Consider the following 16,856-nt stretch of genomic DNA (forward strand, 5'->3'; position numbering starts at 1 on the left):
ATGATCTCCGCAACCTCCTTCGCGGATCGCGACGTCGCCCTGTTCGGGCTCGGCGCCTCGGGCCTGTCGGCAGCGCATGCGCTCAAGTCCGGCGGCGCGCGCGTGCACGCCTTTGACGACATGCCGGAACGCCGTCAGACGGCGATCTCGTCCGGCATCCCGGTCGTCGACCTGAAGTCGGCGAACTGGTCGGTGTTCGACGCGCTGGTGCTGGCGCCGGGGGTGCCGCTCACCCATCCGACGCCGCACTGGAGCGTCAATCTCGCCCGCCAGCAGGGCATTCCGGTGATCGGCGACATCGAACTGTTCTGCCGGGAGCGCCAGACGCATGCGCCCGACGCGCCCTTCGTGGCGATCACCGGCACCAACGGCAAGTCGACCACCACCGCGCTGATCAGCCATTGCCTCGCCCATGCCGGTCACGACGTAGCGATGGGCGGCAACATCGGCGTGCCGATCCTCGACCTGCTGCCGCCGGCGCGCGGGCGGGTTCATGTGGTTGAATGCTCCTCCTACCAGATCGACCTGGCGCCGAGCCTCGATCCCTCCATCGGGGTCTTGCTGAACATCACCGCGGACCACCTCGACCGTCACGGCTCGCTGGAGCATTATGCCGCCGTGAAGGAACGGCTGATCGCCGGGAGCCGGCTTGCGGTCGTCGGTGTCGACGACGGTCTGAGCGCGGCAATCGCGGACCGTGCCGAACAGGCGGGTGTCGAAACCCTGCGCCTGTGCGTGCGCCATCCGGTGACCCACGGGGTCTATGCCGAGGGCAGCAAGCTCTATGTCGCCGAGGACGGGGCGCAGCGCGAATTCTACGATCTGGCGCCGGTGACCTCGCTGCGCGGCGCGCATAATGCGCAGAATGCGGCCGCCGCCGTGGCCGTCTGCCGGGCGCTCGGGCTCACCGACAAGGCGATCCATGCCGGGCTTGCCTGTTTTCCGGGACTGGCGCATCGCATGCAGGTGGTGGCCCGCGACGGGCAGGTGCTCTTCGTCAACGACAGCAAGGCGACCAATGCCGATGCGGCGGAGCGGGCGCTCACCAGTTTCGAACGCATCCACTGGATCGCCGGCGGCCGCGCCAAGACCGGTGGTATCGCGTCGCTTCAGCCGCATTTCCCCCGAATCGCAAAAACCTATCTGATCGGCGAGGCGGCGGAGAATTTTGCCGGCGTGCTCGAAGGCCATGTTCCCTACGAGCGCTCGGGAACGCTGCAGGCGGCCGTCGAGGCGGCGGCACGGGATGCGGCGGCGGATGCGCGCGCGCACGGCGGGGAAGCGGTGGTGCTGCTGTCGCCGGCCTGTTCGTCCTTCGACCAGTTCCCGGACTTCGAGGCGCGCGGGCGCGCCTTCGTCGAGGCCGTGCGCCGCATTGTGCCGCAGGCGACCGAACAGGAGACCGTGTGATGGTGAGCCGTGCCGACAGAAGCCCGTTCGCCGAATGGCTTTGGACCGTCGATCGTTACCTGTTCGCCGGTTTCGTGATACTGATGATCGGGGGTATCGTTCTGTCCTTCGCCGCAAGCCCCGCGGTGGCGGAACGGCTCGGCATCGACAGCTATCACTTCATCAAGCGGCAGGCCGTGTTCCTGGTGCCGGCGCTCGCCCTGATGCTGGGGGTCTCGGCGCTCAGCCCGCGCATGGTGCGGCGGGTGGCGCTGGTGGTCTTCGTGGCATCGCTTGCGCTGATGGTGGCGACGCTCTTCGTCGGCATGGAGGCCAAGGGCGCGCGGCGCTGGGTGATGATCTTCGGCTTTTCCATCCAGCCGTCGGAGTTCCTCAAGCCGGCTCTGATCGTGCTGGTGGCCTTCCTGCTGTCGGAAGGTGGCCGGCGCCCCGAGGTGCCCGGCTCTCTGTTTTCCATCCTTTTGTTCGTCATGTCGGCGGCGCTTCTGGTTGCCCAACCGGACTTCGGCCAGACGATGCTCCTCATGCTGGTGTTCGCGGCGCTGTTCTTTCTCAACGGCCTGCCGTGGGTGGCGATCGTGCCCATCGGCGCGCTGGGGGCCGGCGGCATTCTGGCGGCCTATATGACGCTGCCGCACGTGCAAAGCCGCGTCGACCGGTTTCTCGATCCAAGCTCCGGCGATACCTTCAACGTCGACCGCGCCATCGAGGCCTTCGTCTCGGGCAGCTGGTTCGGACGCGGTCCGGGCGAAGGAACGATCAAGCGGGTGCTGCCGGAAAGCCATACCGACTTCATCTTCGCGGTGGCGGCGGAGGAGTTCGGCATTCTCGTCTGCCTGATCCTGGTGCTGGTCTTCACCTTCGTCGTGCTGCGCGGGCTTGGTCACGCCGCCCGCGACACCGATCCCTTCGGCCGGCTGGCGACGGCGGGACTGATGGTTCTTTTCGGCATCCAGTCCTGCATCAACATGGCGGTGAACCTGAACCTGATGCCCGCCAAGGGCATGACGCTTCCCTTTATCTCCTACGGCGGCTCCTCGCTGCTGGCGACGGCGCTGTCCATGGGCTTCGTGCTGGCGCTGACGAGGCGGCGCCCGCAGGCATCGCGCACCGACAGTGTGGTCGTCTCCCGGCTGTCGCCGGCAAAACTGACCTGAGAGCGGGCATGGCATCGACCTTTCTTCTCACCGCCGGGGGAACCGGCGGCCATCTGTTTCCGGCCCAGGCGCTTGCCGCCGAACTGATCCGGCGCGGCCATGTGGTGGAGCTTGCGACCGACCAGCGCGTCGGTGCCTATGGCGCGGATTTTCCGGCCCGCAAGGTGCATGTGATCTCGTCTGCAACGCTTGCCGGGCGCAATCCGGTCGCGCTGGCGCGCACCGCCTGGCGGCTGGCGCGTGGCACGCTGCAGGCGCGCGGCGTGATCCGGCAGCTGAAGCCCGACGCGGTGATCGGCTTCGGCGGCTATCCGACGTTTCCGCCGATGTTTGCGGCGTTTCTCGCCGGCGTCCCCAGCGTGCTGCACGAGGCCAATGCGGTGATGGGACGCGCCAACCGCATGCTGGCCGGCCGGGTCAGCGCGATTGCCACAAGCTTTCCGCTCGTCGGCGAGGCGGCAGGCGCCTATCCGCAAAAGACACGCCAGACCGGCAACCCGGTGCGCGACGCGGTGATTGCCGCATCCGCAGCGCCCTATGCCGTGCCGCAGGCCGACGGGCCGTTCTCGCTTCTGGTCTTCGGCGGATCGCAAGGCGCGCGGTTTTTCTCCGATTGCCTGCCGCCGGCACTGGAGTGCCTGCCGGCGGAAACGCGGGCGCGGATCCGGCTTGTGCAGCAGTGCCGGCCCGAGGACATGGACCGCGTGCGCTCCGCCTTCGAACGAATTGGAATCGCTGCCGAAATCGCGCCGTTTTTCCCCGATATGGCTGAGAAAATCGCGGCGTCGCATCTGGTGGTCTGCCGCTCGGGCGCCTCGAGCGTCAGCGAGCTTTCGGTGATCGGCCGACCATCCGTCCTGGTGCCGCTGCCGCATGCGCTCGACAACGACCAGGGGCGCAACGCCGACATTCTTGCCCGCGCGGGCGGCGCCTGGCCGGTCGCGCAATCCGAACTCGATCCGGCACGCCTTGCCGCCCTGCTCGACGAGCTGATGGCGGCACCGGAGCGCCTCGCCGAGGCGGCGGACTGCGCCAAGCGCGCGGGCCGCCCCGATGCGGTGCGCCGTCTTGCCGACCTCGCCGAACACATTGCCTCCGGTGCGCCGCTTGGCGCGCTGGACGCGCAGGAAACAGCATCAGGAGACGCATCATGAAGATGCCCCAGGATATCGGTCCGGTTCACTTCATCGGCATCGGCGGCATCGGCATGAGCGGCATCGCCGAAGTGCTGCACACGCTCGGCTACACCGTTCAGGGATCCGATCTGTCGGAAAGCGCCAACGTCAAGCGGCTGCGCGAGAAGGGCATCGCGGTGAAGGTCGGCCATGCCGCGGAGAACCTCGGCCAGGCCCGCGTCGTCGTGGTGTCTTCCGCGATCCGGCGCGACAATCCCGAACTGACGGCGGCGCGCAACAAGCTGCTGCCGGTGGTGCGGCGCGCGGAAATGCTGGCCGAGCTGATGCGCTTCAAGCAGGCGATCGCCGTCGGCGGCACCCATGGCAAGACGACGACGACCTCGATCATCGCGGCTCTGCTGGATGCCGGCGGGCTCGACCCGACGGTGATCAACGGCGGCATCATCAACGCCTATGGCACCAACGCGCGCATGGGCAAGGGCGACTGGATGGTGGTGGAGGCCGACGAATCCGACGGCACCTTCGTCAAGCTGCCGGCGGACGTCGCGGTGGTGACCAACATCGACCCCGAGCATCTCGATCACTATGGCGATTTCGACGGCGTGCGCTCCGCCTTCCACCAGTTCGTGGAGAATGTGCCCTTCTACGGCTTCGCCGTGATGTGTCTCGACCATCCGGAGGTCCAGGCGATGGTCGGCCGCATCGAGGACCGGCAGGTCATCACCTATGGCCAGAACCGTCAGGCCGACGTGCGCTTCTTCGATCTCGCGACCCATGGCGTGAATTCCATCTTCTCCGTGGAGATGCGCGACCGGCTGAGCGGCACCAGCGAGGTGATCGAAAGCCTGACGCTGCCGATGCCGGGGCTTCACAACGTGTCCAACGCGGTCGCTGCCGTCGCTGTCGCCTGGAAGCTCGGCATCGAGCCGGCCCGCATCCGCCAGGGGCTGGCGAGCTTCGGCGGCGTGAAGCGGCGCTTCACCCACACCGGCAATGCCGGCGGTATCGATGTCTTCGACGACTATGCCCATCACCCCGTGGAGATCCGCGCCGTGCTGTCGGCGGCGCGCGCCGTTGCCTCCGGCGAGGTCATCGCCGTGGTGCAGCCGCATCGCTATTCGCGGCTGGAAAGCCTGCTCGACGAATTCTCGAGCTGCTTCAACGACGCCGATCATGTGATTTGTGCGCCTGTCTATGCCGCCGGCGAGCAGCCGCGCGAGGGGATCGATCACATCGCGCTTGCCAACGGCATCCGCGCCAGCGGTCACCGCAACGTGCATGCGATCGACGGTGAGAGCGACCTTGCCGGATGCATAGCCGGGATCGCCTCGCCGGGCGACTATGTCGTGTGTCTTGGTGCCGGCAGCATCTCGCAATGGGCGCAGGTCCTCCCCGAGGCGCTCGCCCGGGCGCTCGACGAAGCGGCGACCGGTGGGGCCTCATGAGCGAAGCCGGCCTCATAGACCGGCACGGGCTGGAGCGCATCGGCCTGCGCGGCAAGCTGACGGCGAATGTCCCGCTGTCGAGCGTGACGTGGTTTCGCGTCGGCGGACCGGCGGAACTTCTGTTCCAGCCGGCCGACACGGACGATCTCGCGCTGTTCCTGCGCCATCTGCCGGCGGAGGTTCCGGTTTTGCCCATCGGGCTGGGCTCGAACCTTTTGGTGCGTGACGGCGGCATCGATGGCGTCGTCATTCGCCTGGGCGCGCGCGGCTTCGGTCATATCGAGACGCTCGACGACGGCAGCCTGATCGCCGGCGCCGCGGTGCCCGACCGGCGACTGGCAGAGGCGGCGGCGTCCGCGGGGCAGGGCGGTTTTGCGTTTCTCTCCGGGATCCCGGGCGGCATCGGCGGCGCGCTGCGCATGAACGCGGGCGCGCACGGAAGCGAGACGCGCGAGATCATGCAGGAGCTCACGGCAGTGACGCGTGCCGGCGAGATCGTCACGCTGTCCAACGCGGAGATGGCCTATCGCTACCGCCACAGCGGGCAGCCCGGCGACATGATCTTCACCCAAGGCCGGTTTCGCGGCGTGCCGCGCGACGAGGCAGACATCCGGCGCGAGATGGCCGAGGTTACCGCGCATCGCGAGGCGGCCCAGCCGATCCGCGAGAAGACGGGCGGATCGACTTTCAAGAACCCGCCGGGCCACTCGGCGTGGAAGCTTGTCGACGAGGCCGGCTGCCGGGGCCTGCAGATCGGCGGCGCGCGCATGTCGGACATGCATTGCAATTTCATGATCAACACGGGCGAAGCCACCGCGCACGACCTGGAGACGCTGGGCGAGACGGTGCGGGCGCGTGTCCTGGAAAAGACGGGCGTCGCGCTCGAATGGGAAATCAAGCGCCTCGGGCGTTTTGGCGAGGGGACAGCGGCGATCGCGCCTTTCCTCGGTGCGAAACAGGAAGGGGCTGCCGTCGATGGCTGAGAAGAAACATGTCGCCGTGTTGATGGGCGGCTGGTCGTCGGAACGCCCGGTCAGCCTCAAGTCGGGCGAGGGCTGCGCCGGGGCGCTGGAGCGCGCCGGCTACCGGGTGACGCGGGTCGACGTTGGCCGCGACATCGCCGAGGTGCTGACGAAGCTGAAGCCGGATGTCGCCTTCAACGCGCTGCACGGTCCCTTTGGCGAGGACGGCTGCATCCAGGGGCTGCTGGAGATCCTCGGCATTCCCTATACGCACTCCGGTGTCGCCGCCTCCGCGCTTGCCATGGACAAGGAGAAGGCCAAGGCGGTGATGAAGGCCGCCGGCATCCCCGTCGCCGCCCACAAGGTTCTCCACAGGCTGGAAGCGGCCAAGGCGCATGCGTTGCCGCCGCCCTATGTGGCGAAGCCTGTGGCGGAGGGATCCTCCTTCGGCGTGCTCATTGTCAAGGAGGGTGCTGAGCATCCGCCGCAGGAGCTTTTCCGCGACGACTGGCCCTATGGCGACACCGTGATGGTGGAGCGTTACATCCCCGGTCGCGAGCTGACATGCGCCGTTGTCGGCAACGTCGCGCTTGGCGTTACGGAAGTGATGCCGAAGGGTCACGGCTTCTATGATTATGAGGCGAAATACGCGCCTGGCGGATCACAACACGTCCTGCCGGCGGAAATTTCACCATTTGTTTACCAAGAAGTACAGAAACTCAGTCTCAGGGCGCATCAGGCGCTCGGTTGCAAGGGCGTTACACGGGCGGATTTTCGCTTCGACGAGCAGCCGACAGGCGGTGGCGAACTGATCTGTCTGGAAGTGAACACGCAGCCCGGAATGACTGAAACCTCGCTTGTGCCGGAGATCGCGGCCCATGCGGGACACTCCTTCGAAGACCTGACCAGCTGGATGGTGGAGAACGCAAGTTGCGGACGTTAAAGGCAAAATGGGCACGGAACGGTGACCTGCCGATCGAGGTGGCGCTCGCGCCGCGCGGTCGCGGCGTCGCGCGTTTGCACCGTCGCCCGCTGTGGCGCGCCGCCGGCGTGCTGCAGGATTTGCCGCGCTGGACGGGCACGGCCGGCGCCGTTGCCTTCCTTGGCTTAACGATTGCTTACGGGGTTGCGCTTGGCGGTTACGGTCGAATGGTCAGCGAATCACTCACCTCGGCAGCCGGTTTCCAGATCGCGGCGGTGAAACTGTCGGGGCAGAAGGAAACCACCGAGTTCGAAATTCTCGAGGCGCTTGAAATCCAGCAGGGAACCTCGCTTGCCCTCTTCGACGCCTCGGCGGCGCGCGAGCGGCTGTCGCATATTCCATGGGTCGACGCGGTCTCGGTCCAGAAGCTCTATCCCGGCACGCTTCAGGTGCGCATCGACGAGCGCGAGGCCTATGCGCTGTGGCAGCGCGGCGATCTGCTGTCGGTGATCGATTCCAAGGGCCAGGTGATCAGCGACGACGTCGACGGGCGCTACGCCAACCTGCTGATGCTGATCGGCCATGGCGCGCAGTATCGCGGCGGCGAGGTGCTCGATGCGCTCGATGCGGTGCCGGAGCTTCGGGTGCGGGTGCGCGCGGCGCGGCTCGTGTCCGACCGCCGCTGGGACCTGCTGCTTGAAAACGGGATCACCCTGCGCCTTCCGGAAAAGGACGTGGCCCGCGCGCTTGCCGATGTGGTGACGATGGACGCGGAGAACGGGCTTCTGGCCCGCGACATCGCGATGATCGACCTGCGTCTCCAGGACCGCGTGGTGGTGCGGCTGACCGACGAGGCGGCCTTGCGCCGCAAGGCGGGCACGCCCGATGCCGGCGCGCGCCGCCGTTCGGGGGCCGACACATGACGAGGCGCAGCGCTCCCATCTATCTTCCGCGCATGCGCCCGCTCCCGTCCCGGCGGGCGGTGGTCGTTTCCGTGCTCGACATCGGCTCGACCAAGGTGTGCTGTCTGATCGCCAAGCTGACGCCGCGCGGCGACGACGGCGTGCTGCCCGGCCGCACCCATTCCATCGAGGTGCTGGGCTACGGCTACCAGCGTTCGCGCGGGCTGAAGAGCGGCGTCGTCGTCGACATGGATGCGGCCGAACAGGCCATCCGGCTTTCCGTCGATGCGGCGGAGCGCATGGCCGGGCTGACGGTGGAATCGCTGATCACCAATGTGACCTGCGGCCGGCTCGGCTCGGAAATCATCACGGCAAGCGTCGGTCTCGCCGGCGATTCCGTCTGCGAGGCGGACATCCAGCGGGTGCTCTCGGCCGGAAGCGCCCATACGGTTGCCGACGACCGGGCGGTGATGCATGCGCTGCCGATCTCCTACACGCTCGACGGCAATCGCGGCATGCGCGATCCGCGCGGCATGATGGGCCGCCGGCTTGGCGTCGACATGCAGGTGGCGACCGCCGAGATCGCGCCGGTGCGCAATCTGGAGCTTTGCATCAACCGCGGTCACCTGGCCGTGGAGACGATGGTCGCGACACCCTATGCGAGCGGCCTGTCGACGCTGGTGGAAGACGAGACGGAACTGGGCGTTGCCTGCGTCGACATGGGCGGCGGCACGACGACGCTTTCGGTCTTCGTCGAGGGTCAGATGGTGCATCTCGACGCGATCGCCGTCGGCGGTCACCACGTGACGATGGATATCGCGCGGGCGCTGTCGACGCGTCTTGCGGATGCGGAGCGGATCAAGACGCTGCAGGGATCGGCGCTGCCGAGCCATTCCGACGAGCGGGACTTCATCTCGGTGCCGCCGGTGGATGCCGACAGCGACCTGCCGATCCAGGTGCCGCGCTCTACGCTGGTGCGGGTGATCGTGCCGCGCGTGGAGGAAATTCTGGAACTGGTGCGCGACCGTCTCACGGCCTCCGGCTTCGCCGGACGCGTGGGCAAGCGCATCGTGCTGACGGGCGGCGCCAGCCAGCTCACGGGCCTTAGCGATGTGGCCCGCCGGGTGCTGGGCCGTCAGGTGCGGCTCGGCCGGCCGCTCGGGATCGCCGGGCTGCCGGAAGCCGCAAAGGGGCCGGCGTTCGCGGCGGCCGTCGGGTTGCTGATCTATCCCCAGGTGGCGCAGGTCGAACAGTTCGAGCCACGCAACCTGCGGGGACGCTGGAACCTCGGTTCCGGCGCGCTGGCGCGGGTCGGCAACTGGATACGCGAGAGTTTCTGAGGCGGGAAGCCGCCTCCGGGATGCACCGGTGCACCGGTGCGATTTGAGGGAAACGAGGAATGAGGCGGATGTCCAGAAGGGCATCCAGGGGTCGCGAGGAAGCCATGACCATCAATTTGCAAATGCCTGACCTTCAGGAACTGAAGCCAAGAATTACGGTGTTCGGCGTCGGCGGAGCCGGCGGCAATGCCGTCAACAACATGATCCAGGCCGGCCTGCAGGGCTGCGACTTCGTCGTCGCAAACACCGACGCGCAGGCGCTTGCCAGCAACCATTCCGACCGGGTCGTCCAGATGGGCGTCGCCGTGACGGAAGGGCTGGGCGCCGGATCGCAGCCGGACGTTGGCGCGGCCGCCGCCGAAGAAGTGATCGACGAGATCAACGACCATCTGTCGGGATCGCACATGGTGTTCATCACCGCCGGCATGGGCGGCGGCACCGGCACGGGCGCAGCTCCCGTCATCGCACGTGCGGCGCGCGAGATGGGAATACTCACCGTCGGCGTCGTCACCAAGCCGTTCCAGTTCGAGGGCGTGCGCCGCATGCGCATCGCTGAAGCCGGCATCATCGAGCTGCAGAAGGCGGTCGACACGCTGATCGTCATTCCGAACCAGAACCTGTTCCGCATCGCCAATGCGCAGACCACCTTCGCCGACGCCTTCGCGATGGCCGACCAGGTGCTCTACTCCGGCGTTGCCTGCATCACCGACCTGATGGTGAAGGAAGGTCTCATCAACCTCGACTTCGCCGACGTGCGCTCGATCATGCGCGGCATGGGCAAGGCGATGATGGGCACCGGCGAAGCCTCCGGCGACAAGCGCGCCATGCAGGCCGCCGAAGCGGCGATCGCCAACCCGCTGCTCGACGAGACCTCGATGAAGGGCGCCCGCGGCCTGCTGATCTCGATCACCGGCGGCAACGACCTGACGCTGTTCGAGCTGGACGAGGCGGCCACCCGCATTCGAGAGGAGGTCGATTCCGACGCCAACATTATACTGGGCGCGACCTTCGACGAGAGCCTCGACGGCATCATCCGGGTCTCCGTCGTGGCAACCGGTATCGACAAGGACATGCGCGAGGACGTCTCCCCGGCAGAGGCCCGCATGGCCGAACTGACCGAACGGCTGAAGACCATCGCCGATCCGGCCGACCAGCCCAAGGCGGAAGCCCCGCAGCCGGCCCGCCCGGCCGCGCAGCCGCCGCGTCCGGCCGCCGCTCCGGTGCGCGCTGCCGCCGTGCAGCGCCTCGAGCAGGAGCTGGAAATCCCCGAGCCGGTCAAGGCATCGACCGACCCGGACGTCGAGATCGCACCGTTTTCTCCGGCCCCCGACCTGATGGACAAGGCCGCGCCGGTCGATGATTTCGACACCGATCCGCAGGCCGAAAGCATCGCCGACGAGCCGGCCGTCCAGCCGTATATCCCGCCGGTGGCGGAAACGGCGACACAGCCGACGCGCATGCCCTCGATCGAGGACTTCCCGCCGGTCGCCCAGCGTGAGATGCGCGCGCATGGCGCTGCCGCCGAGCAGCACCATGAAGAGCATGGCGACGAGCGCCGTCCGATGGGTCTGCTGCGCAGGCTCGCCAGCGGGCTGACCCGCCGCGAAGACGACGAGGACATGGCGTATGGCCATGCGCCCGAACAGGTTCCCGCACCGCGCCAGCCGCAGCCGGCACCTGCTCCCGCTCCCGAGGCGGCCCGTCCGGCCCAGCAGCCGCAGCCCGTTGCCGCCCGTCCGGCGGCTCCGCGCCCGGCCCAGCCGCGCCCGGCTCAGCAGGGCGCTGCCGGTCAGCTCGACCTGACCGGTCGCAGCGCGCCGCAGCCGCGCACCATGTCCGAGGACGATCAACTGGAGATCCCGGCTTTCCTTCGCCGCCAGGCGAACTGATCCGGGACCTCGCGACCCTTCCTCGCAATGCGGACGATCCGGCCCCTCACCGGATCGTCCGTCCCTTTCTTTTTGAAATATATGTTTTAAATCAGTGCCTTAAAATTTAAGACTTCGTTACATACCGTAACAAAGCTTTATTTAGACCCACCCGCTCCAGCTTGTATGTTGCACCTGCGATCGGGGAGGTCGCCGGGCCGGATCATGATTCGCGCCAACTTGGCAATGCCTCCCTGATCATCGCTTCCGGGGTTCGCACACAGGACGATCGACTGATGAAAAGAGGCTCCGACCGGCAGACCACGCTCGCCGGCTCCGTATCGCTGAAGGGCATCGGTGTCCATTCCGGCGATCCGGCCGAGGTCACGCTTCATCCGGCGGATGCCGGCACGGGCATCGTTTTTGCCGTGCAGCACCCTGAAACCGGTCGCGACGTCGAGATCCCCGCACATTGGCGCGCTGTCACCGCCACCTCCCTTTGCACCGTTGTCGGCGATCCGAAGGCAGGCGGCGTTTCCACCGTCGAACATCTGATGGCGGCCCTGCGCGGGCTTGGCATCGACAATGCGGTCGTCGAGCTCGACGGCCCGGAAATGCCGATCATGGATGGCAGTTCCGCCGCCTTCGTTGCTGCGATCGAGCAGGTCGGACTGCGCAAGCTCTCCGCCGCCCGTCGCTACGTGCGTATCAAGAAGACCGTGCGTGTCGACCAAGGCAACGCCTGGTGCGAGCTTCGCCCCTTCGACGGCTGCCGCTTCGACGTGACTATCGATTTCGATGCCGAGGTGATCGGCCGTCAGCGCCTGGTCCTCGATCTTGCCCCGGACAGCTTCCGCGACGAGCTGTCGCGCGCCCGCACCTTCGGCTCGGTCCAGGACGTGGAGAAGCTGTGGTCCATGGGCTTTGCGCTCGGATCCTCGCTGGAAAACTCCGTCGCCATTTCCGAGGGCCGGGTTCTTAATCCGGAAGGCACCCGCTGGGCGGACGAATTCGTTCGCCACAAGATGCTGGATGCCGTCGGCGATCTGGCGCTTGCCGGTCTTCCCTTCATCGGGGCCTATCATTCCTACAAGGGCGGCCACCGGATGAACCACGCGATCCTGGTCGAGCTGTTCGACAAGGCGGGTACGGATGCCTTCGAGATCGTCGAGGGGCATTTCGACCGCGAGCCGGCCGTCGTGTCCGGCAGCGACGTTCGCCCGCTGATGGCGGTCGGCCAGTCCGCGTCCTGAGGCGCAATGCCCGGGTCGCTTCGGGTCGGCCGTGTCTGGTCAGGTCCGGCTTGCGCAAGCGGACCTTGGCCTCGGCCACAAAAAAGCGACAAATTGCACGCACATGACGTGACGCGACGGGGTGTTATCCGTTACAACACGGTCGCGCGCCCGTCGTCCCGCATCCGCATGCGGGTCGGGACGCAAGGGGTCGTCAGCTTGCCGTGGTTCTTCGGTCCGCCGGAGCGGGACCATTTGCCGTGCCGGACGCACCCGCGCGACATGACGTGTCAAGGAGAGTGAAAACGTGAAGGCGGCTTTGCCCAAATCCACCGCGACGGACGCGCCGACGTGCCGCATGCGCCGGTCCATCGCCGCCGTGCTCACTGTCGCGAGCCTTGCGCTCGCAGCCTGTTCGTCCACGAATTCCGACGATGACTTCGCCACCAACGACACGCCGGCGGAGGTGCTCTACAACGAGGGCCTGGCGCTGCGCAACGAGGGGCGCCTGAGCGACGCGCGGGTCAAGTTCGAGGAGGTGGACAAGCTCCATCCTTATTCCGAATATTCCCGCAAGGCGCTGATCAACCTGGCCTATCTGAACTACTCGAGCGGCAAGTTCACCGAGGCGATCACGGCCGCAAAGCGCTTCACCACGCTCTATCCGGGCAGTGAGGACAGCGCCTATGCGCTCTATATCATCGGCCAGTCCTACCACAAGCAGATCCCGGACGTGACGCGCGACCAGGAGATGACCCAGCGGGCAATGGCCGCCTATGGCGAACTGGTGCAGCGCTATCCGGAGTCCGAATATGCGGAAGACGCGCGCACCAAGATCCGCATCGCCCAGGACCAGTTGGCCGGCAAGGAGATGGAGGTCGGGCGCTACTACCTGAAGCGCGGCCACCAGATCGCCGCGATCAATCGGTTCAAGGTGGTGGTCACCAACTACCAGACCACCCGCCACATCGAGGAAGCCCTGTTCCGGCTGACGGAGAGCTACTACGCGCTCGGCGTTGTCAACGAGGCACAGACCGCGGCGGCGGTGCTCGGGCACAATTTCCCCGACAGCCAGTGGTACAAGGACGCCTACAGCCTGCTGAAGACCGGCGGCTATTCGCCGGACGAGGATTCTGGAAGCTGGATCAGCCGGGCGTTCGCGGGTATTTCCCTTTAAGGGCGGTCGCTTCGTCCGCTCCAGCGTCTTTCCCCGTGCCGCGGCGCCTCATGCGCCGCGCGCCCAAACGATCCGGTTCCCGCACGCATGCTCGCCGCGCTTGCCATCCGAGATATCGTCTTGATCGACCGGCTCGACCTGTCTTTCGGGTCGGGCATGTCGGTGCTGACCGGTGAAACCGGCGCGGGCAAATCCATCCTTCTCGATTCGCTCAGCCTGGCGCTCGGCGGGCGCGGCGACGTCGGTCTCGTGCGCCACGGACAGGCGCAGGGTCAGGTCACCGCCGCCTTCGACGTGCCGATGGCCCATCCGGTTCGACGGATCCTGCAGGCGCATGATCTGGAAGCCGACGGCGATGTCATCCTGCGCCGGGTGCAGGCGGAGGACGGCCGCAGCCGTGCCTTCATCAACGACGCGCCGGTGAGCGTGTCGGTGCTGCGCCAGGTCGGCAGCCAACTCGTCGAAATCCACGGTCAGAACGAGTCCCGCGCCTATATCGATCCGGCCGAACACCGCCGGCTGCTCGATTCCTTCGCCGAATGCGGCGCCGATGTCGCTGGCGTCAGCGAGGCCTTCTCCACGATGCGCAAGGCGCAAAAGGCGCTGCGCGAGCAGGAAGAACGCATCGAGGCGGCGCGCCGGGAAGCCGATTATCTGCGCGCCGCGGCCGAGGAACTGGCGACGCTCGACCCGCGCGAGGGCGAGGAGGAAGAGCTTGCCGCCAGGCGCCAGTCGATGATGCAGGTGGAAAAGATCGCCGGCGATCTCGGCGAGGCCTTCGAGATTCTCAACGGCAATGCTTCGCCGATCGGCGAGATCGCGTCACTGTGGCGGCGGCTGGAGCGCAAGGTGGAACAGGCGCCGGAGCTGCTGACCGCGCCGGCTGCCAATCTGGCGGAAGCGCTGGACAGGCTGGAAGATGCGCGTGCCGGTCTGGAAGCCTCCATCCGTGAAACCGAATTTGATCCCAAGGCGCTGGAGATGACGGAAGAGCGGCTGTTCGCGCTGCGCGCCGCCTCGCGCAAATATCAGGTTCCGGTGGAAGACTTGCCGGGCGTGCGGGCGCGCTTCGATGCCGACCTTGCCGCGCTCGATGCGGGCGAGGAGGCGCTGGCGGGTCTGGCCGATGCCGCGCGTGCCGCGGCCGCGGCCTATGACGAGCGGGCGGCTGCGCTGTCGGCCAAGCGCAAGGCGGCGGCTGCCGGTCTGGAGGCCGCGGTTGCCGCCGAGTTGCCGGATCTCAAGCTCGACCGGGCGCGGTTTATCGTCAATCTGGAAAGCGACCCGGCGCAGCGCACCCGCGACGGCATCGACCAGATCGAGTTCTGGGTGCAGACCAACCCGGGCACCAAGCCCGGGCCGATGATGAAGGTCGCCTCGGGCGGCGAGCTGTCCCGCTTCCTGCTGGCGCTGAAGGTATCGCTCGCCGACAAGGGATCGGCCCCGACGCTGGTGTTCGACGAGATCGACACGGGCGTTGGCGGAGCCGTGGCCGAGGCCATCGGCAAACGGCTGGCGCGGCTCGCCGGCAATGTCCAGGTGCTGACGGTGACCCATGCGCCGCAGGTCGCCGCGCGTGCCGGCGGTCACTTCCTGATCCTGAAGGAAGACGCCGACGAGGAGCGGGTGGCGACACGGGTGCGGCGGATCGACGTCGAGCATCGCCGCGAGGAAATCGCCCGCATGCTCGCCGGCGCGACGATCACCGACGAGGCCCGCGCTGCCGCCGATCGTCTTCTGGCCGATGCGCCGGCGCAAGGCTGACCGCGCAACTTTTGGCGCTCGCGATTATTCCGGATCCTTGAAGCAGGCGACGAGCTGCGCGCTGGCGCGAAAGGCATGCTCCTGCCCGGACGCATCCATCAAGGTGCCGCGGACCGCGCCATAGGACTTCAGCTGAATACCGGTCTGCCCAAGGACGTGTCCGCGCAGATAAGGGATCTCGGCGCGCATCGACACCCATTCATGCGGCTGGTGCCCCGCGAGGCGCTGGCTCTTTGCGGTGACGTCGCCGGAGGCGCGCACTTCCCCTGTGCCGTCGACGGAGAGCGATAGTCCGCCGGCGGCTTCGCCGACCGTGTGTCCGCCGCCCTCGATCACGGAAAAGGTTGCGGCGTCGCCGGAGAAATCGAGCATGCCGTAGAGGTCGGCGCTGGCCGGAAGATGCTGCTGCGGCAGGGATCGCGGCAGTTCCGCCTGGGAGAAATCGCGGATCGACAGCAGGACGACGGAGGTTTTCGGCCGCATCGGTTTTCTTGCGGTGGCGGGGATCGTGTAGCCGGTGGCATATAGGGCCGTGGCGCCATCGACGGTCAGGCCCTTGGCGCTGGGGATCTGGTATGCGAGCGAGTGAAGACCGTTCGCCGTGCAGCCCGGCGCGTCCTCGTCCGGGACGAGCTGGACGCGCAGGCGGCTGTACTTGTCGTTGCCGCTGTCCAAAACCTCGAAGGCGCGGCCGTTGCGGCTCTTTTCGACCAGCGTGAAGCCGTCGCGCGTTTCGGCGGAGACGATCCGCCCTTCGTCCTCGTCGAGACACAGGTCGGACAGATGCACCACCGGTCCGTCGGGTGTCATGTAGCGCAGCAGCGCGAAACCGCGGGTCTGCGCGCAGCTTTCAAGCCGCGTGTCGCGCAGCGGGTCGCCCTCGAGGGGCTGCAGGTCCTGCGCGACCGCTGCGAAGGGGGCCGCGAACAGGAATGCAAGCGAAACGGCGAAACATCCGGATTTTGCAAGGTGCATCGATGGATCCTAGTCGCGCCCGGGCGTCCAGACGCTCGTCGCGCCGCCGTGGCTCATGATCTTGAAGGTTGGAGGCGGGCCGGGGTCGTGTTCCACGATCAGGCCGAGGGCCTCATCCTTGAGGTTCAGCAATGCGCCCTCGCGGATGTAGACGAGGATCGAGCAGACCTGGGCACCGCAGAACAGGCTGCGGGACATTGCGCCCTCGCACTCAAGCGCTTCATGGGCGAGGAGCAGGTCGTCGCGACCGTCGCCATTGAGGTCGATCTCGTAGACGCCGCGGTCATCGAAGGTGCCGCGCCCCTCAAGGCATCCTTCGCGGATCTGCTCGGCGATCAGATAGTCGGCTGCCCTGGAGCGGGCGCTCGCCGGCGGGGCAAGTGCCATGCAGACTGCGGTCGCGGCGAGCACGGCGGAGAGCCTTCGCAAGAGGAGAGGGGCAATCATCGGCTCTCCCCAGACAATCCTTCGCAATGAGCGGCTTTCGTGACAATCATCCCCAGATGGTGGCGCGAGACGGCTCGTCTGACAATGAAAATCGCCCTATCTTGCTCGATTGGCGGAAG

General features: G+C 67.1%; 14 protein-coding genes. 12 read left to right on the forward strand and 2 right to left on the reverse strand.

Annotated features, from left to right (window positions below; translation table 11 throughout):
• The 12 genes from murD (at position 1) to recN (ending at position 15,315) form a co-directional block, all read left to right on the forward strand.
• On the forward strand, positions 1-1,410 hold the full coding sequence (gene murD / locus LC092_RS15175; protein ID WP_224807955.1) for a UDP-N-acetylmuramoyl-L-alanine--D-glutamate ligase: 1,410 nt from the start codon (positions 1-3) through the stop codon (positions 1,408-1,410).
• Positions 1,410-2,567 (forward strand): FtsW/RodA/SpoVE family cell cycle protein, encoded by a 1,158-nt coding sequence (locus LC092_RS15180; RefSeq protein WP_224807957.1) that lies wholly within the window; start codon positions 1,410-1,412, stop codon positions 2,565-2,567. The genes murD and LC092_RS15180 overlap by 1 nt, the downstream gene beginning before the upstream one ends.
• Positions 2,568-2,575: 8 nt before the next feature.
• A complete protein-coding gene (gene murG, locus LC092_RS15185; RefSeq protein ID WP_224807959.1) occupies positions 2,576-3,721 on the forward strand; it encodes an undecaprenyldiphospho-muramoylpentapeptide beta-N-acetylglucosaminyltransferase in 1,146 nt (381 codons plus the stop codon).
• Positions 3,718-5,148: a UDP-N-acetylmuramate--L-alanine ligase gene (murC, locus tag LC092_RS15190; protein ID WP_224807962.1), complete on the forward strand. Its 1,431-nt coding sequence runs from the start codon at positions 3,718-3,720 to the stop codon at positions 5,146-5,148. Before murG ends, murC begins: the two co-directional genes overlap by 4 nt.
• On the forward strand, positions 5,145-6,131 hold the full coding sequence (murB, locus tag LC092_RS15195) for a UDP-N-acetylmuramate dehydrogenase (RefSeq protein ID WP_224807963.1): 987 nt from the start codon (positions 5,145-5,147) through the stop codon (positions 6,129-6,131). The genes murC and murB overlap by 4 nt, the downstream gene beginning before the upstream one ends.
• The gene (locus tag LC092_RS15200; protein WP_224807965.1) at positions 6,124-7,053 is read left to right on the forward strand and encodes a D-alanine--D-alanine ligase; all 930 of its coding nucleotides are present in this window, start codon (positions 6,124-6,126) and stop codon (positions 7,051-7,053) included. Before murB ends, LC092_RS15200 begins: the two co-directional genes overlap by 8 nt.
• Before the next feature lie 206 nt (positions 7,054-7,259).
• Complete coding sequence (locus tag LC092_RS15205; protein WP_224807967.1) at positions 7,260-7,955, forward strand: cell division protein FtsQ/DivIB; 696 nt, start codon at positions 7,260-7,262, stop codon at positions 7,953-7,955.
• Entirely contained in the window at positions 7,952-9,274 is a 1,323-nt protein-coding gene (gene ftsA / locus LC092_RS15210; protein ID WP_224807969.1) for a cell division protein FtsA, read from the forward strand. The genes LC092_RS15205 and ftsA overlap by 4 nt, the downstream gene beginning before the upstream one ends.
• A 104-nt stretch (positions 9,275-9,378) precedes the next feature.
• Positions 9,379-11,163 carry a cell division protein FtsZ gene (gene ftsZ, locus LC092_RS15215; RefSeq protein ID WP_224807971.1) on the forward strand — a complete coding sequence of 595 codons (1,785 nt, stop codon included), beginning with the start codon at positions 9,379-9,381 and terminating at the stop codon, positions 11,161-11,163.
• A 275-nt stretch (positions 11,164-11,438) separates the two neighbouring features.
• The gene (gene lpxC, locus LC092_RS15220; protein WP_224807973.1) at positions 11,439-12,395 is read left to right on the forward strand and encodes a UDP-3-O-acyl-N-acetylglucosamine deacetylase; all 957 of its coding nucleotides are present in this window, start codon (positions 11,439-11,441) and stop codon (positions 12,393-12,395) included.
• Positions 12,396-12,732: 337 nt separating this feature from the next.
• Positions 12,733-13,551: an outer membrane protein assembly factor BamD gene (locus tag LC092_RS15225; protein WP_224808050.1), complete on the forward strand. Its 819-nt coding sequence runs from the start codon at positions 12,733-12,735 to the stop codon at positions 13,549-13,551.
• 87 nt (positions 13,552-13,638) lie between these two features.
• Positions 13,639-15,315, forward strand: a complete 1,677-nt coding sequence (gene recN, locus LC092_RS15230; protein ID WP_224807975.1) for a DNA repair protein RecN — start codon at positions 13,639-13,641, stop codon at positions 15,313-15,315.
• Between the two features lie 24 nt (positions 15,316-15,339).
• On the opposite strand, the gene LC092_RS15235 is transcribed toward recN, so the two are convergent.
• Together LC092_RS15235 and LC092_RS15240 are read right to left on the reverse strand one after the other, a co-directional pair.
• Positions 15,340-16,290, reverse strand: a complete 951-nt coding sequence (locus LC092_RS15235; protein WP_224807977.1) for a hypothetical protein — start codon at positions 16,288-16,290, stop codon at positions 15,340-15,342.
• Between the two features lie 9 nt (positions 16,291-16,299).
• Positions 16,300-16,737 carry a hypothetical protein gene (locus tag LC092_RS15240; protein WP_224807979.1) on the reverse strand — a complete coding sequence of 146 codons (438 nt, stop codon included), beginning with the start codon at positions 16,735-16,737 and terminating at the stop codon, positions 16,300-16,302.
• Between the last annotated feature and the right edge of the window lie 119 nt (positions 16,738-16,856).

The sequence above is a fragment of the Stappia stellulata genome (assembly GCF_020176715.1).
Taxonomy (GTDB): domain Bacteria; phylum Pseudomonadota; class Alphaproteobacteria; order Rhizobiales; family Stappiaceae; genus Stappia.

Excerpts from the sequence above, each read along its gene's own strand:
- murD (WP_224807955.1), top strand. The coding sequence starts at position 1 with ATGATCTCCGCAACCTCCTTCGCGGATCGCGACGTCGCCCTGTTCGGG.
- LC092_RS15180 (WP_224807957.1), top strand. The coding sequence starts at position 1,410 with ATGGTGAGCCGTGCCGACAGAAGCCCGTTCGCCGAATGGCTTTGGACC.
- murG (WP_224807959.1), top strand. The coding sequence starts at position 2,576 with ATGGCATCGACCTTTCTTCTCACCGCCGGGGGAACCGGCGGCCATCTG.
- murC (WP_224807962.1), top strand. The coding sequence starts at position 3,718 with ATGAAGATGCCCCAGGATATCGGTCCGGTTCACTTCATCGGCATCGGC.
- murB (WP_224807963.1), top strand. The coding sequence starts at position 5,145 with ATGAGCGAAGCCGGCCTCATAGACCGGCACGGGCTGGAGCGCATCGGC.
- LC092_RS15200 (WP_224807965.1), top strand. The coding sequence starts at position 6,124 with ATGGCTGAGAAGAAACATGTCGCCGTGTTGATGGGCGGCTGGTCGTCG.
- LC092_RS15205 (WP_224807967.1), top strand. The coding sequence starts at position 7,260 with ATGGTCAGCGAATCACTCACCTCGGCAGCCGGTTTCCAGATCGCGGCG.
- ftsA (WP_224807969.1), top strand. The coding sequence starts at position 7,952 with ATGACGAGGCGCAGCGCTCCCATCTATCTTCCGCGCATGCGCCCGCTC.
- ftsZ (WP_224807971.1), top strand. The coding sequence starts at position 9,379 with ATGACCATCAATTTGCAAATGCCTGACCTTCAGGAACTGAAGCCAAGA.
- lpxC (WP_224807973.1), top strand. The coding sequence starts at position 11,439 with ATGAAAAGAGGCTCCGACCGGCAGACCACGCTCGCCGGCTCCGTATCG.
- LC092_RS15225 (WP_224808050.1), top strand. The coding sequence starts at position 12,733 with ATGCGCCGGTCCATCGCCGCCGTGCTCACTGTCGCGAGCCTTGCGCTC.
- recN (WP_224807975.1), top strand. The coding sequence starts at position 13,639 with ATGCTCGCCGCGCTTGCCATCCGAGATATCGTCTTGATCGACCGGCTC.
- LC092_RS15235 (WP_224807977.1), bottom strand. The coding sequence starts at position 16,290 with ATGCACCTTGCAAAATCCGGATGTTTCGCCGTTTCGCTTGCATTCCTG.
- LC092_RS15240 (WP_224807979.1), bottom strand. The coding sequence starts at position 16,737 with ATGATTGCCCCTCTCCTCTTGCGAAGGCTCTCCGCCGTGCTCGCCGCG.